General features: G+C 62.4%; 12 protein-coding genes. 10 read left to right on the top strand and 2 right to left on the bottom strand.

Annotation, left to right across the window (positions count from 1 at the left end):
• From BLU85_RS16015 to mqo, 9 genes are all read left to right on the top strand, one after another.
• Positions 1-876 carry a substrate-binding periplasmic protein gene (locus tag BLU85_RS16015; protein WP_092200629.1) on the top strand — a complete coding sequence of 292 codons (876 nt, stop codon included), beginning with the start codon at positions 1-3 and terminating at the stop codon, positions 874-876.
• A 10-nt stretch (positions 877-886) separates the two neighbouring features.
• The gene (locus tag BLU85_RS16010; RefSeq protein WP_092200632.1) at positions 887-1,657 is read left to right on the top strand and encodes a quinoprotein dehydrogenase-associated SoxYZ-like carrier; all 771 of its coding nucleotides are present in this window, start codon (positions 887-889) and stop codon (positions 1,655-1,657) included.
• A 16-nt stretch (positions 1,658-1,673) separates the two neighbouring features.
• A complete protein-coding gene (locus tag BLU85_RS16005; RefSeq protein WP_092200635.1) occupies positions 1,674-2,612 on the top strand; it encodes a quinoprotein relay system zinc metallohydrolase 1 in 939 nt (312 codons plus the stop codon).
• A gap of 305 nt (positions 2,613-2,917) precedes the next feature.
• Complete coding sequence (locus tag BLU85_RS16000) at positions 2,918-4,693, top strand: PQQ-dependent methanol/ethanol family dehydrogenase (RefSeq protein ID WP_092200638.1); 1,776 nt, start codon at positions 2,918-2,920, stop codon at positions 4,691-4,693.
• Between the two features lie 268 nt (positions 4,694-4,961).
• Positions 4,962-6,482 carry an acetaldehyde dehydrogenase ExaC gene (locus BLU85_RS15995; protein ID WP_092200641.1) on the top strand — a complete coding sequence of 507 codons (1,521 nt, stop codon included), beginning with the start codon at positions 4,962-4,964 and terminating at the stop codon, positions 6,480-6,482.
• Positions 6,483-6,730: 248 nt separating this feature from the next.
• Positions 6,731-6,802, top strand: coding sequence for a pyrroloquinoline quinone precursor peptide PqqA (gene pqqA / locus BLU85_RS15985; RefSeq protein ID WP_003243383.1), 72 nt, complete (start codon positions 6,731-6,733; stop codon positions 6,800-6,802).
• 132 nt (positions 6,803-6,934) lie between these two features.
• Positions 6,935-8,092: an alcohol dehydrogenase-like regulatory protein ErcA gene (gene ercA / locus BLU85_RS15980; protein ID WP_092200644.1), complete on the top strand. Its 1,158-nt coding sequence runs from the start codon at positions 6,935-6,937 to the stop codon at positions 8,090-8,092.
• Entirely contained in the window at positions 8,076-9,446 is a 1,371-nt protein-coding gene (locus BLU85_RS15975) for a hybrid sensor histidine kinase/response regulator (RefSeq protein WP_092200647.1), read from the top strand. Before ercA ends, BLU85_RS15975 begins: the two co-directional genes overlap by 17 nt.
• A gap of 487 nt (positions 9,447-9,933) precedes the next feature.
• A complete protein-coding gene (mqo, locus tag BLU85_RS15970; protein WP_092200650.1) occupies positions 9,934-11,577 on the top strand; it encodes a malate dehydrogenase (quinone) in 1,644 nt (547 codons plus the stop codon).
• A gap of 115 nt (positions 11,578-11,692) precedes the next feature.
• Here the strand turns inward: mqo and BLU85_RS15965 are convergent, their stop codons facing one another.
• Positions 11,693-12,160, bottom strand: coding sequence for an Rrf2 family transcriptional regulator (locus tag BLU85_RS15965; RefSeq protein WP_092200653.1), 468 nt, complete (start codon positions 12,158-12,160; stop codon positions 11,693-11,695).
• Positions 12,161-12,307: 147 nt separating this feature from the next.
• Here BLU85_RS15965 and BLU85_RS15960 point away from each other — a divergent pair, with 147 nt between their 5' ends.
• Positions 12,308-13,201, top strand: coding sequence for an NAD(P)/FAD-dependent oxidoreductase (locus BLU85_RS15960; RefSeq protein WP_092200656.1), 894 nt, complete (start codon positions 12,308-12,310; stop codon positions 13,199-13,201).
• A gap of 79 nt (positions 13,202-13,280) precedes the next feature.
• On the opposite strand, the gene BLU85_RS15955 is transcribed toward BLU85_RS15960, so the two are convergent.
• The gene (locus BLU85_RS15955; protein WP_092200659.1) at positions 13,281-14,132 is read right to left on the bottom strand and encodes a CAP domain-containing protein; all 852 of its coding nucleotides are present in this window, start codon (positions 14,130-14,132) and stop codon (positions 13,281-13,283) included.
• Between the last annotated feature and the right edge of the window lie 128 nt (positions 14,133-14,260).

The raw sequence follows: 14,260 nt of genomic DNA, 5'->3' as shown, positions 1-14,260 counted from the left end.
ATGCGCTGGTTCGCCTGGGTAATCTGCTGCGTGTTGCTGGGTGCCCAGGCGGTTCAGGCCCAGGTGCGCAGTTACGACCAGATGATTGCCGCCGGGGAACTGAAGGTGGCGGTCTACAAGGACTTCGCCCCCTACAGCTTCGAAGACCAGGGCCAGCCCAGGGGCGTCGACGTCGAACTGGCCCAGGCCTTGGCCAAGGCCCTGGGCGTGCGCCTGAAGCTGATGTGGGCGCCGCCTGGCGAGAAGCTCGATGACGATCTGCGTGATTACATCTGGCGCAGCAGCCCGCTGCATGACCGGCAACTGGCCGACTTGATGATGCGTGTGCCGTACGATCACGACTACGTCCAAAAGCGCAACGACGTCGGTGAGCTGGAAAACGCCCAGGTGGTGATGTTCGGGCCTTATCAGCAGGAGTGCTGGCAGGTGGCGTACGACCGTCGCCGGTTGGATTCGGTGGGCAGCGTCGCGGTGTTCCAGCAGCACCCTATCGGGGTGGAAGTCGACAGCGTGCCGTCGTTCTACCTGACTTCGGTGTTCAACGGCATGCTCAGCGCCAAGACCCGCCATTACCCTGGTGTCAGCCAGGCCTTCAAGGCCATGCAGGCTGGCGAGGTCGACGCGGTCATGGCCATGCGCGGGGAAATCGACTGGCAAGTGCATGAGGCGGCCGATCCGCAACTGGCACTGGCGGAGAATGCCTATCCGAACATGGGCAAGCAACGCTGGGAAATCGGCATGGCGGTGCATGAAAGCAACCGTCAGTTGGCCTATGCGGTGGAAGAGGCGCTGGAAGGCTTGATCCGCGATGGCAGCGTCAAGGCTGTCTACGCCCATTACGGCCTGCGTTACGAAGTGCCCGAGATGTACCAATAGGAGCACAGGGATGAAATGGCGTGCTTATCGCTTGGGCTGTTGCCTGCTGTGGTGCGGCCTGTCGTTGATGGCCCAGGCGGCGGTCGAGCCCGGCAAGGATCCGGTGCCCTCGGTGATGTGGGCTTTCTACCACAAGCAACTGTTGGGTGATGCGCCATTCGTGTTCGATGACCGGGTGCGGTTGCTGGCGCCGCCCTTCGCCGAGGATGCGCGCCAGGTGCCGCTGGAAATCGATGCCCGGGCCTTCGCCGGGGACGTCGTGCGGGTGCTGGCCTGGGCCGAATTGAATCCGCTGCCGAAAATCGTCGACTTCCAACCGGGGGAGCGGGTGCTGCCCTGGCTGTCGATCCGTATTCGCATCGAACAGGCCACGCCACTGCGGGCCGCCGTGCAGACCCGGGACGGTCTGTGGCACGTTGGCTCGACCCTGATCGACGCGGCCGGGGGCGGCTGTACCGCGCCCAGCGTGGTGCGTACCCAGCCAGGCTGGGAAGAGCACCTTGGCGAAGTCCTGGGGCGGCGTTTTCCCCGTGGCGACACCAGCCGCCTGCGCGTGCAGGTGGCCCATCCGATGGATAACGGCCTGGTGAGCGGCATCCCCGAATTCTTCCTCGACCAGGCCCGACTGCTGGACGCCGACGGCCAGGTGCTGGCGCGCCTGGAGCTGTTTCCGGCGGTCAGCGAAAACCCCAGCCTGGGCTTCGATATACAAGGCCCCGGGCAAACCCGCCTGTTGCTGCGCGACAACAGCGGCAACGCGTTCGAGGCGGCGATCCCCTGACCACAAGGAGCGCGCCATGCGTTGGTTGCTGCTGATTGTCATGTGCCTGAACGGACCAGCCTGGGCCGGTACGGATTACTCACTCAAGCCCCAGCAGATCGCCGAAGGCACCTGGCTGCTGGAAGGCAGTACAGAGAACTTTGCCAAGGCCAACGGCGGCAATATCGTCAATACCGGTTTTATCGTCACCGATGTCGGCGTGGTGGTGATCGACACCGGGCCGTCGAAGCGCTACGGCGAGGCGTTGCGCCAGGCCATTGCGGCGACCACCGATAAGCCGGTCATCCAGGTCTTGCTGACCCACCATCACCCCGACCACGTATTGGGCAACCAGGCGTTCAGCGGGGTGCCCATCGGTGCCTTGGCCGGGACTACGGATTTGCTGCGGCAGCAGGGCGATGCCATGGCGGAAAACATGTACCGCCTGGTGGGCGACTGGATGCGCGGCACCGAGGTGGTGCTGCCCACCCAAGTGTTGACGCCCGGTGTGCTCAAGGTGGGCAATCACGCGTTGCGACTGCTGCAACTGGCCGGGCATACCGGGGCCGACCTGGCCATCCTCGACGAAACCACCGGCGTATTGTTCGCCGGCGACCTGGTGTTCTACGAACGGGCCCTGACCACCCCCAACAGCCCCGGGCTGGAGGTCTGGCTCAAAGACCTGGACACCCTGCAGGCCTTGCCCTGGAAGCAGATCGTGCCCGGCCATGGCCCCGTGGCGACTGACGCCCGACCCTTTGCGCAGATGCGCGATTACCTGGGCTGGCTCGACCAACTGATGCGCGACGGCGCGGCCAGGGGCGACGACATGGCCGAGATGATCCGCAGCCCCATCCCTGAACGCTTCGCCGGGATCAGCCTGAGTCGGTATGAGTTGATCCGTAGTGTCAGTCATCTCTATCCACGTTATGAACGGGCGGTGATGAAACGGGTGGATGCTCATGACCCAGGCTGAAGACACACCCCTGTGGCGAGGGGATTTATCCCCGCTGGGCTGCGCAAGCAGCCCCATGAGCCAGTCCAGTCACCCTGATCGTCAGCAGAAGATAAAGGGCCGCTTCGCGCCCCAACGGGGATAAATCCCCTCGCCACAAATGGGCCCGTCGCAGGAAATGTGGACACAGGCAACGGCCCCACATGTACCAAGGAACTAGAAAACTCAACACAGCGGGCAATTGTTGCCAGCGGCCCCGAGCCTAAGAATCTGCGACAGACCGGGAAAATTTCCCGGGTATAACAAAAACCGCAGAGGTAGCCGTCATGAGTCATCCCGCACGTCGCCAACCCTTCGCCGTGAGCCTGCTGCTCAGTGCCATGCTGCTGTCCGGTTCGGCCCTTGCAGCCGTGACCGATCAGGAAATTCTCCAGGATCCGAAGAACCCCGAGCAGATTGTGACCAATGGCCTGGGTGTCCAGGGCCAGCGCTACAGCCCGCTCGACACGCTCAACGTCAGCAACGTCAAGGACCTGCGTCCGGTCTGGGCGTTCTCCTTCGGCGGTGAAAAGCAGCGCGGCCAGCAGGCCCAGCCGATGATCAAGGACGGGGTGATGTACCTCACCGGTTCCTATTCGCGGGTGTTTGCCGTGGATGCGCGCACCGGTAAGAAACTGTGGCAGTACGATGCGCGCCTGCCCGATGACATCCGCCCTTGCTGCGACGTGATCAACCGCGGCGTGGCCTTGTACGGGGACCTGGTGTTCTTCGGCACCCTCGACGCCAAGCTGGTGGCCTTGAACAAGGACACCGGCAAAGTGGTGTGGAGCAAGAAGGTCGCCGACCACAAGGAAGGCTATTCCATCAGTGCCGCTCCGCTGATCGTCAACGGCAAGCTGATCACTGGCGTGGCCGGTGGCGAGTTCGGCGTGGTGGGCCAGATCAGTGCCTATGATCCGAAGAATGGCGAACTGCTGTGGACCCGTCCGACCGTGGAAGGCCACATGGGCTACGTCTACAAGGATGGCAAGGCGGTCGAGAACGGTATCTCCGGAGGCGAGGCGGGCAAGACCTGGCCGGGCGATCTGTGGAAAACCGGCGGTGCCGCACCCTGGCTGGGCGGCTACTACGACCCGGAAACCAACCTGCTGCTGTTCGGCACCGGTAACCCGGCGCCCTGGAACTCCCACCTGCGTCCTGGCGACAACCTCTATTCCTCCTCGCGCCTGGCCCTGAACCCGGACGACGGCACCATCAAATGGCACTTCCAGAGCACGCCGCACGACGGCTGGGACTATGATGGCGTCAACGAGCTGATCTCGTTCAACTACAAGGAAGGCGGCAAGGACATCAAGGCCGCGGCCACCGCCGACCGTAACGGCTTCTTCTACGTGCTCGACCGCACCAATGGCAAATTCATCCGCGGCTTCCCGTTTGTCGACAAGATCACCTGGGCCACCGGCCTGGACAAGGACGGCCGGCCGATCTACAACGAGGCCAGCCGTCCGGGTGCGCCGGGCAGCGAAGCCAAGGGCAGTTCGGTGTTCGTGGCACCGGCGTTCCTCGGCGCGAAAAACTGGATGCCCATGGCCTACAACCAGGACACTGGCCTGTTCTACGTGCCGTCCAACGAGTGGGGCATGGACATCTGGAACGAAGGCATCGCCTACAAGAAAGGCGCGGCGTTCCTCGGGGCCGGCTTCACCATCAAGCCGCTGAACGAGGATTACATCGGCGTGCTGCGGGCCATCGATCCGAAGACCGGCAAGGAAGTCTGGCGCCACACGAACTATGCGCCACTGTGGGGCGGGGTGCTGACCACCAAGGGCAACCTGGTCTTCACCGGCACGCCTGAAGGCTTCCTGCAGGCCTTCAACGCCAAGACCGGGGAAAAGGTCTGGGAATTCCAGACCGGCTCCGGTGTGCTTGGCTCGCCCATCACCTGGGAAATGGACGGCGAGCAATACGTCTCCGTGGTGTCCGGTTGGGGCGGCGCGGTGCCGCTGTGGGGCGGCGAAGTGGCCAAGCGTGTGAAAGACTTCAACCAGGGCGGCATGCTCTGGACCTTCAAGTTGCCCAAAGAACTTGTCGCCAAGCGCTGAGCCAACCTTGGCAAGTAGCGAACCTGTGGGAGCGGGCTTGCTCGCGATAGCGGTCAATCGGGCACCCTCCATGCTGGAGGTGCCGACCTCATCGCGAGCAAGCTCGCTCCCACAAAAAAGCCCGGCTCATCCTCGGATCGCAGCAAAACCTACTACCAAATAACGAGAGTCCCCCCTGCCAACGACGCATTCGTCCGGCCGGCGGGGCTCTCTACCATCGGCCTATCGCTTGTCCCGTGACAGGCATCGACCAGGCAGAGGCCCCATCATGATCTATGCACAACCCGGAACCCCAGGCGCCGTCGTTTCCTTCAAGCCGCGCTATGGCAATTTCATCGGCGGCGAGTTCGTCGCACCGGTCAACGGCGAGTACTTCACCAACACGTCACCGGTCAATGGCGAAGTCATTGCCGAATTCCCGCGCTCCAGCGCCGCCGACATCGACAAGGCCCTGGATGCCGCCCATGCCGCCGCCGACGCCTGGGGTAAGACCTCGGTGCAGGACCGCTCCCTGGTACTGTTGAAAATCGCCGACCGCATCGAGCAGCACCTGGAAGTCCTCGCTGTTGCAGAAACCTGGGACAACGGCAAGGCTGTACGCGAAACCCTCAATGCCGACGTGCCGCTGTCGGCCGACCATTTCCGTTACTTCGCCGGCTGCATACGCGCCCAAGAGGGCGGGGCCGCCGAGATCAACGAACTGACCACGGCCTATCACTTCCACGAACCGCTGGGCGTGGTCGGGCAGATCATCCCGTGGAACTTCCCGCTGCTGATGGCCGCCTGGAAACTTGCCCCGGCCCTGGCCGCGGGTAACTGCATCGTGCTCAAGCCGGCGGAGCAGACGCCGCTGTCGATCACTGTGTTTATCGAACTGATCGCCGACCTGCTGCCACCTGGCGTGTTGAACATTGTCCATGGTTTCGGCCGCGAAGCCGGCGAAGCCCTGGCCACCAGCAAGCGCATCGCCAAGATCGCCTTCACCGGTTCCACCCCGGTGGGCTCGCACATCATGAAATGCGCCGCCGAGAACATCATCCCGTCGACTGTGGAACTGGGCGGCAAGTCGCCGAACATCTTCTTCGAAGACATCATGCAGGCCGAGCCGGCCTTCATCGAAAAGGCTGCCGAAGGGCTGGTACTGGCGTTCTTCAACCAGGGCGAAGTCTGCACCTGCCCGTCCCGGGCACTGGTGCAGGAGTCGATCTATGTACCATTCATGGCTGAGGTGATGAAGAAAATCGCCAAGATCAAGCGTGGCAACCCACTGGATACCGAGACCATGGTCGGTGCCCAGGCTTCGCAGCAGCAATACGACAAGATCCTTTCCTATCTGGAGATCGCCCGGGAAGAGGGGGCCGAATTGTTGACCGGTGGTGCGGCCGAGCACCTGGAAGGTGACTTGTCGAGCGGCTACTACATCCAGCCGACCCTGCTCAAGGGCCACAACAAAATGCGCGTGTTCCAGGAAGAGATCTTCGGCCCGGTGGTAGGTGTGACCACCTTCAAGGACGAAGCCGAAGCCCTGGCGATCGCCAACGACACTGAGTTCGGCCTCGGCGCCGGCCTGTGGACCCGCGACATCAACCGCGCCTACCGCATGGGCCGGGCGATCAAGGCCGGTCGCGTCTGGACCAACTGCTACCACCTGTACCCGGCCCATGCCGCGTTCGGTGGCTACAAGAAGTCCGGCGTGGGGCGTGAAACCCACAAGATGATGCTCGATCACTACCAGCAGACCAAGAACCTGCTGGTGAGCTACGACATCAATCCGTTGGGGTTCTTCTAACCCGATAACACAGCTACACCCTGTGGGAGCGAGCTTGCTCGCGATAGCGGCCGATCAGTCAACATCAGTGTTGAATGCCCCGACCTCATCGCGAGCAAGCTCGCTCCCACAAAGGTTATGCGATTGCGTGCCAGCCACCCCATACCAACGCACCCCATCCACCGCTTCGAAAGTAGCATTCGAGCCCCAGGCGTGGCGTGCATTAATGACCTTGCCGGAATGGCCCGGTACAAGAAGAGGAAAGACCCATGTGGACTAAACCCGCGTACACCGACCTGCGTATCGGCTTTGAAGTGACGATGTACTTCGCCAACCGATGAGTGCTGGCCCGGCCTGGAACATTCAGGCCGGGCTACCCATTGGTCTGATTGCATTCACAGCGGGATGCTTTAGGCTCAAGGTATCCCCTGACAATAACAACAGGCTTACCAATGAGCCACGTAACTGAAAAGATGAGCCTCAGCCCGCTGCGCAAGTTCGTTTCTCCTGAAATCATGTTCGGTGCCGGTTGTCGGCACAATGTCGGCAACTACGCCAAGACCTTCGGGGCACGCAAAGTGCTGATCGTCACCGATCCCGGGGTCATCGCCGCCGGTTGGGTGGCGGACGTCGAAGCCAGTCTCCAGGCCCAAGGTATCGATTACTGCATCTACAGCGCGGTCTCGCCCAATCCACGGGTCGAGGAAGTGATGCTCGGGGCCGACCTGTACCGGGAAAACCATTGCGATGTCATCGTCGCGGTGGGCGGTGGTAGCCCGATGGATTGCGGCAAAGGCATCGGCATCGTCGTGGCCCACGGCCGCAATATCCTCGAGTTCGAAGGCGTTGACACCCTGAACGTGCCCAGCCCGCCGCTGATCCTGATCCCCACCACGGCGGGGACGTCGGCTGATGTGTCGCAATTCGTGATCATCTCCAACCAGCAAGAACGCATGAAGTTCTCCATCGTCAGCAAGGCGGCGGTGCCGGACGTGTCGCTGATCGACCCGGAAACCACCCTGAGCATGGACCCGTTCCTGTCCGCCTGTACCGGCATCGATGCGCTGGTGCATGCCATCGAGGCGTTCGTGTCCACCGGTCACGGCCCGTTGACCGACCCCCATGCCCTGGAAGCGATGCGCCTGATCAATGGCAACCTGGTGCAGATGATCGCCAACCCGGCGGACATCGCCCTGCGGGAAAAAATCATGCTGGGCAGCATGCAGGCCGGGCTGGCGTTCTCCAACGCGATCCTCGGGGCCGTGCACGCGATGTCCCACAGCCTGGGCGGGTTCCTCGATTTGCCCCATGGCCTGTGCAACGCGGTACTGGTGGAGCACGTGGTGGCGTTCAACTACAACTCGGCACCGGAGCGTTTCAAGGTGATTGCCGAGACCCTGGGCATCGATTGCCGGGGGCTCAACCACCGGCAGATCCGCACCCGGCTGGTGGAGCACCTGATTGCCCTCAAGCACACCATCGGTTTCCACGAGACCCTGGGCCTGCACGGCGTGAGCACCTCGGACATCCCGTTCCTGTCGCAACATGCGATGCACGACCCGTGCATCCTCACCAATCCTCGGGAGTCGAGCCAGCGGGATGTCGAGGTCGTTTATGGCGAAGCCCTCTGACGAGCAGCAAAAAGCCTTGGAGGGGCTGTTGGGGCTGGGCAATCACTCGACGCGCAAGAGTCATTATCCGGAACTGACGGCGCGCCTCGACGAGCTGGAACAGGCCCGGCGACACCTGCAACAGCTCAACGACCAGCTGGAACAGCGGGTGGCCGAGCGCACCGATGCGCTGTTGGAGGCCAACCACAACCTGCAGCAGCAGATTGCCCAGCGCGAACGGGTAGAACAGCAATTGCGCGATGCCCGGGACGTCGCCCAGGCCGCCAACCGCAGCAAGGACAAATACCTGGCCGCCGCCAGCCATGATCTGTTGCAGCCACTCAACGCGGCGCGCTTGCTGATCGCCACGTTGCGTGAGCGCGAACTGCCTGCCGCCGAGCACGTGCTGGTCGAACGCACCCACCAGGCGCTTGAGGGCGCTGAAGACCTGCTCACCGACCTGCTGGATATTTCCCGGCTGGATCAGGCCGCCGTCAAGCCCGACCTGGCGCCGTACCGGCTGGATGAGTTGCTGGGGCCGCTGGTGTCGGAGTTTCAATCGGTGGCCGGTGCCGCCGGGTTGGAGTTGCGAGTGCGGTTTGGCGACGAAGCGGTGCTGACCGACCTGCGATTGATCAGCCGTATCCTGCGTAACCTGCTGAGCAACGCCTGCCGCTACACCGACCAAGGCGGCATTCTCCTGGCGGCCCGGCGGCGGGGAGGGCGCCTGAGCCTGGAAGTCTGGGACACGGGGCGGGGAATCGCTGCCGATTGCCTGGAGTCGATTTTCCTCGAATTCAACCAACTGGACGTCGGCCGGGCGGCGGATCGCAAAGGCGTGGGCCTGGGGTTGGCGATTGTCGAACGCATCGCCCATATCCTCGGCTACCGGGTGCAGGTGCGTTCGCGGCCGGGACGCGGCTCGGTGTTCAGTATCGAAGTGCCGCTGTCCAGTGAAAAACCGCTGCCCGTGTCGCTGGCCCCGGTACAGGCGGTCGCCGGCAACCCGCTGCCGGGGCGGCGCTTGTTGGTGATCGACAATGAGCTGAGCATCCTGCAAAGCATGGCCGCGCTGTTGGGGCAATGGGGCTGTGACGTGTTGACCGCCACCGACGAGGCGGGCGCCCTTGACGTGCTGCAAGGCCGTGCGCCGGAGCTGATCCTGGCGGATTTCCACCTGGATCATGGGGTCGTGGGCTGTGAAGTGGTCAAGCACCTGCGCGAGCATTTCCGCCAGGCGATTCCGGCGGTGATCATCACCGCCGACCGCAGCGACCAGTGCCGCCGCGCCTTGCGCAAGCTGGATGCACCGCTGCTCAACAAACCGGTCAAGCCGGGCAAGTTGCGGGCGGTGTTGAGTCAGCTGCTCGGATAGGTTTGTGTTGTAGATACTCTGTTGGAGCTGTCGAGTGCAGCGAGGCTGCGATCCTTTAATTCATCCGCTTAAGACTCAAGCGGCCAGGGCAAGATCGCAGCCTCGCTGCACTCGACAGCTCCTACACGAATCCGTCGCGAGGGCCATTAAAATGCCGTCATTTGGTCGGCGTTTTTGCCAAGAATGTAAAAATGCGCTTCGGTCTGTTTATTTCATTATGTAAACTCCCCCCGCTGCGACAATCGGGCACGGCCACGCCAGGCCCGATGACGACCGTTTTGCAGTGTCCCTCACCCAGCTGAAGCCAAGACCTACAAGAAGTCAGCGCCGGAGAGACATAAATGTGAGGCCGACGTATTGCTCGGCCCTGTAGGTCCATCCTCCGGTTTTTCTCGATAACCACCGTGCTGGCTCGCTGGCCATGGGCGTGGTTTATCCTTGAACAGAACCGGAGGGCGGAATGGCGTTCCATCCTAGGGATACACACATGTTGAAGAAAACACACACGGCGCTACTGGGCCTGGCGATGGCGATGGGTCTTGCGACCACGCACGCCGCCGAGCCAAAAAAAGTGGATGTCTTGCTCATTGGTGGGGGCATCATGAGCTCGACACTCGGCGTCTGGCTCAATGAGCTGGAGCCGGGCTGGACCATGGAAATGGTCGAGCGCCTGGACGGTGTTGCCGAAGAGAGCTCCAACGGCTGGAACAATGCCGGTACCGGTCACTCTGCTTTGGCTGAACTGAACTACACACCGGAAGACAAGAACGGCAAGGTCGATATCTCCAAGGCCATCGAAATCAACGAAGCCTTCCAGATCTCCCGCCAGTTCTGGTCCTGGCAGGTCAAGAACGGTGTGCTGAAGAACCCGCGCTCGTTCATCAACTCCACGCCGCACATGAGCTTTTTGTGGGGCGACGAGAACATCGCGTTCCTGAAGAAGCGCTACGAAGCCCTCCAGGCCAGCCCGTTGTTCGCCGGCATGCAGTATTCCGAAGATCGCGAGCAGATCAGCAAGTGGGTTCCGCTGATGATGCAAGGGCGTGATCCGAGCCAGAAAGTCGCGGCCACCTGGAGTCCCCTGGGTACTGACGTGAACTTCGGCGAAATCACTCGCCAATTCGCGGCTTACCTGCAAACCAAGCCGAACTTCTCCCTCAAGCTGTCCAGCGAAGTGGAAGAGATCACCCGCAACGAAGACGGCACCTGGCGCGTTTCGTACAAGAACCTGAAAGACGGTACCGAAACCGAAACCGACGCCAAGTTCGTGTTCATCGGCGCCGGTGGCGGTGCGTTGCACTTGCTGCAGAAGTCCGACATCCCGGAAGCCCGTGAATACGCAGGTTTCCCGGTGGGTGGTTCGTTCCTGGTCACCGAAAATCCGACCGTTGCCCAGCTGCACTTGGCGAAGGCGTACGGCAAGGCTTCGGTGGGCGCACCGCCGATGTCGGTTCCACACCTGGACACCCGTGTGCTCGATGGCAAGCGCGTGATCCTGTTTGGCCCGTTCGCAACGTTCTCCACCAAGTTCCTGAAGAACGGCTCGTACTTCGACCTGCTGACCAGCACCACCACCCACAACATGTGGCCGATGACCAAGGTTGGTATCGAACAGTATCCACTGGTCGAATACCTGGCAGGTCAGTTGATGCTGTCGGACGAAGATCGCTTCAACGCCCTGAAAGAATACTTCCCGGAAGCCAAGCAGGAAGACTGGCGCCTGTGGCAGGCCGGCCAGCGCGTGCAGATCATCAAGCGTGACGAAGAGAAGGGCGGCGTCCTGAAACTCGGCACCGAAGTGGTTGCCTCCCAGGACGGCAGCATCGCCGGCCTGCTGGGTGCTTCGCCTGGCGCCTCGACCGCTGCACCGATCATGCTGACCGTGCTTGAGAAGGTCTTCAAGGACAAGGTCGCCAGCCCGGCCTGGCAGGAAAAACTGCGCCAGATCGTGCCGAGCTACGGCACCAAGCTCAACGACAGCCCAGAGCGCGTCGCCCAGGAATGGGCCTACACCAGCGAGGTCCTGCAACTGGACCCGCCACCGGCCATCGGCAAGCCAGGCGCTCCTGCGGCACCGGCCAAGCCAGCCGAGGCCCGTGAGGCCAATCCAGCGGCTGACATGGCGCTGTAAGCCGGACGCTGTCTGGTGAGGTACAAAAACGCCGCTCATTGAGCGGCGTTTTTTTGGGGGTTCGGTTAACCCTGTGGGAGCGAGCCTGCTCGCGATAGTGGTACACCTGCCAACATCAATGCCCCATCCGCGAAAGGTCCGTCTCGTCCTCTGCGCAAACCTGTCGAAACCGCAGATCAAAATCCTCCGCCAACTGCGCCAGGGTAATCGTCCCCAAACGCTTGAGCAGCAACGCCTGGGCCTCATCGAACGCATCAGTCAACGCCGCATTCACCGCTTGTTCCACCAGGCATTGCGGATGATCGGTGGACAGGCCGATGGCGAAGATCGACGTGCTGCCCAAGGCCTGATGGATATCCAGCAAGGTCATCTCCGACAGCGGCTTGCTCAAGGTCCAGCCGCCGCGATGGCCTTTTTCCGACGTGACATAGCCTTGTTCCTTGAGCAAGGCCATGGTCCGACGCACCACCACCGGGTTGGTGCCGAGCATCTGCGCAATGGTATCGGAGGTGGCGGATTGTTGGTGGCGGTCCATGTGGATCAGCACATGCAGCATGCGGGACAGGCGGGTGTCGGTTCTCATGATCGTTACGGTATTCCATAGCAGAGGCGGATGTGAGTATCGCCTGTAATTGCAAAAGTTACGAGATCGTTGACAGGCGCTTTTCAAGGAACTTACGATGTGTCGTGACGTTGCCGCACCCGTCGAAACCTTTCTTGGAGAATGATCATGCGCTATGACGTCATTATCGCAGGCGGCAGCTACGCCGGTATGTCCGCAGCCCTGCAACTGGCCCGTGCCCGCCGCAAGGTATTGGTGATCGATGCCGGCCAGCGTCGCAATCGCTTCGCGGCCAGCTCCCATGGCTTTCTCGGTCAGGATGGCCGGGCTCCCGGGGACATCGCCGAGGATGCGCGCCGCCAACTGATGGTCTATCCGACCGTTGAATGGGTATCGGGCACGGTGATCAATGCCAGCAAGGTGGCGGACGGCTTTAGCCTGGCAACGAGCGACGGGCAGAGCTTCGATGCCCGCCGGCTGCTGTTGGCCACCGGTGTGATCGATGAGTTGCCCGACGTGGAAGGGTTGGCGCAGCGCTGGGGCAAGAGCGTGTTTCATTGTCCGTATTGCCATGGCTATGAGCTGCAGCAAGGGCCGATCGGCGTGCTGGCGACCTCGGAAATGTCCTTGCACCATGCGTTGATGCTTCCGGACTGGGGGCCGACAACGTTCTTCACGCGCGGCGTGTTCGAGCCCGACCCTGAGCAGCGTGCCAGCCTGGAGCGACGTGGAGTCACGATGGTGCCCGAGCACGTCGAGCGCATCGAAGGCGACCGGGCCGACGTGGTGTTGGCCAATGGTCGAGTGGTGAGCATCGATGGCTTGTTTGTCCTGCCTCGCACCCGCGTCGCCAGTCCGTTGGCCGAGTCCTTGGGATGTGAATTCGAGGACGGGCCGATGGGGGCCTTCATCCGGAGCGACATGACCCGGGAAACCAGCGTGCCAGGGGTGTTCGTCTGTGGCGACGCGGCCATGCCCTTCGGCTCGGTGGCGCTGTCGGTGGGGGACGGGGTGAGGGCGGGTTCAGGCGTGCATCGATCATTGATCTTCGGGGGGCATTGAATCGCGAGCAGGCTCGTTCCCCTATTGAGGCACTGAGCCCTGTGGAGCGAGCTTGCCCGCGATGGCGCCGGTGCCGGAACTACTGGGTGCCAAACATCGCCGTCCAATAGATCCCCGCATCGCTTTTCGGATCGGTCGCATACCCGGCGCCCAATTCGCGGAACTGCGGGTTCATCAGGTTGGCGCAGTGCCCCGGGCTGGCGAGCCAGCCGTCCACGACCTTGAGCGCGGTGTCTTGCCCGGCAGCGATGTTCTCGCCGATCAATTGGCCCTGATAACCCGCCAGTTCGGCGCGGTCGCCCGGCATGCGGTTGTCGCGGTCCTTGTGGTCGAAGAAATTGTTGTTGGCCATGGCCCGGGTGTGAGTGACGGCGGCCAGGGCCAAGGTGGCGTTCCAGACCAGCGGCGTGGTGGCGGGGAAGGCTTCGGTGCCGCAGCGACGTGGCTGGGCGCGGGCGCTGTTGATCAGTTTCAGCAGTTTCTGGCCTTCGGCTTGCCAATCACCCAGTCGCGCCGACAACAACGGGCGCGCCAGCACGATGCGCCATTCGCGATCCAGGCGGCTGACGCCGATGTCGACGAACTGCGGGTCGAGCACCACCTGGCAGAAGCTTTCCTGCACGGCTTTCATGGCCGATTGCGCATCGCGCGGCCCGGACAGGCTGATGGCTTGCACGTTGACCATGGGATAGGCCGCCCGCGCCAGCGCCTGTTGCAGGTCGCCGATGCCATTGGCCGACAGGATCAGCCGGGAGTCCATGGCCAGCGGCGGCAACTCCAGCGAGGCCTGGCCGGCACAGCTTTGGGATTGGCTGCGGTAAAGATTGATGGACTCGACCAGTTGCGTCTCTTCGGTGGCCGTGGCGCTGGTAGCGAACACCAGGCCCAGCGACAGCACGACAAGACCCATGACGGATGAAATGGCACGCATGTAAATCTCCCTTGAGCGGACGGCGCCTATGATGCGCAATTTTTGCCCTGCTGGGGCAACGGTATTCACGCTCTCTTGAAATCCCTTGGAACGGCACCGTCGGGCACCGCTCGGGACAATCTTCAAGT

Origin of the sequence: Pseudomonas sp. NFACC14 (assembly GCF_900106885.1) — a bacterium.
Lineage (GTDB): Bacteria > Pseudomonadota > Gammaproteobacteria > Pseudomonadales > Pseudomonadaceae > Aquipseudomonas > Aquipseudomonas fluorescens_AA.
This window is presented reverse-complemented; position numbering and strand designations above follow the sequence as displayed.

What these genes read in the sequence shown, in the direction of transcription:
- BLU85_RS16015 (WP_092200629.1), top strand. Translation starts at nt 1, where the DNA reads ATGCGCTGGTTCGCCTGGGTAATCTGCTGCGTGTTGCTGGGTGCCCAG.
- BLU85_RS16005 (WP_092200635.1), top strand. Translation starts at nt 1,674, where the DNA reads ATGCGTTGGTTGCTGCTGATTGTCATGTGCCTGAACGGACCAGCCTGG.
- BLU85_RS16010 (WP_092200632.1), top strand. Translation starts at nt 887, where the DNA reads ATGAAATGGCGTGCTTATCGCTTGGGCTGTTGCCTGCTGTGGTGCGGC.
- BLU85_RS15965 (WP_092200653.1), bottom strand. Translation starts at nt 12,160, where the DNA reads ATGAGAACCGACACCCGCCTGTCCCGCATGCTGCATGTGCTGATCCAC.
- BLU85_RS15960 (WP_092200656.1), top strand. Translation starts at nt 12,308, where the DNA reads ATGCGCTATGACGTCATTATCGCAGGCGGCAGCTACGCCGGTATGTCC.
- mqo (WP_092200650.1), top strand. Translation starts at nt 9,934, where the DNA reads ATGTTGAAGAAAACACACACGGCGCTACTGGGCCTGGCGATGGCGATG.
- BLU85_RS15955 (WP_092200659.1), bottom strand. Translation starts at nt 14,132, where the DNA reads ATGCGTGCCATTTCATCCGTCATGGGTCTTGTCGTGCTGTCGCTGGGC.
- BLU85_RS15995 (WP_092200641.1), top strand. Translation starts at nt 4,962, where the DNA reads ATGATCTATGCACAACCCGGAACCCCAGGCGCCGTCGTTTCCTTCAAG.
- BLU85_RS15975 (WP_092200647.1), top strand. Translation starts at nt 8,076, where the DNA reads ATGGCGAAGCCCTCTGACGAGCAGCAAAAAGCCTTGGAGGGGCTGTTG.
- BLU85_RS16000 (WP_092200638.1), top strand. Translation starts at nt 2,918, where the DNA reads ATGAGTCATCCCGCACGTCGCCAACCCTTCGCCGTGAGCCTGCTGCTC.
- ercA (WP_092200644.1), top strand. Translation starts at nt 6,935, where the DNA reads ATGAGCCTCAGCCCGCTGCGCAAGTTCGTTTCTCCTGAAATCATGTTC.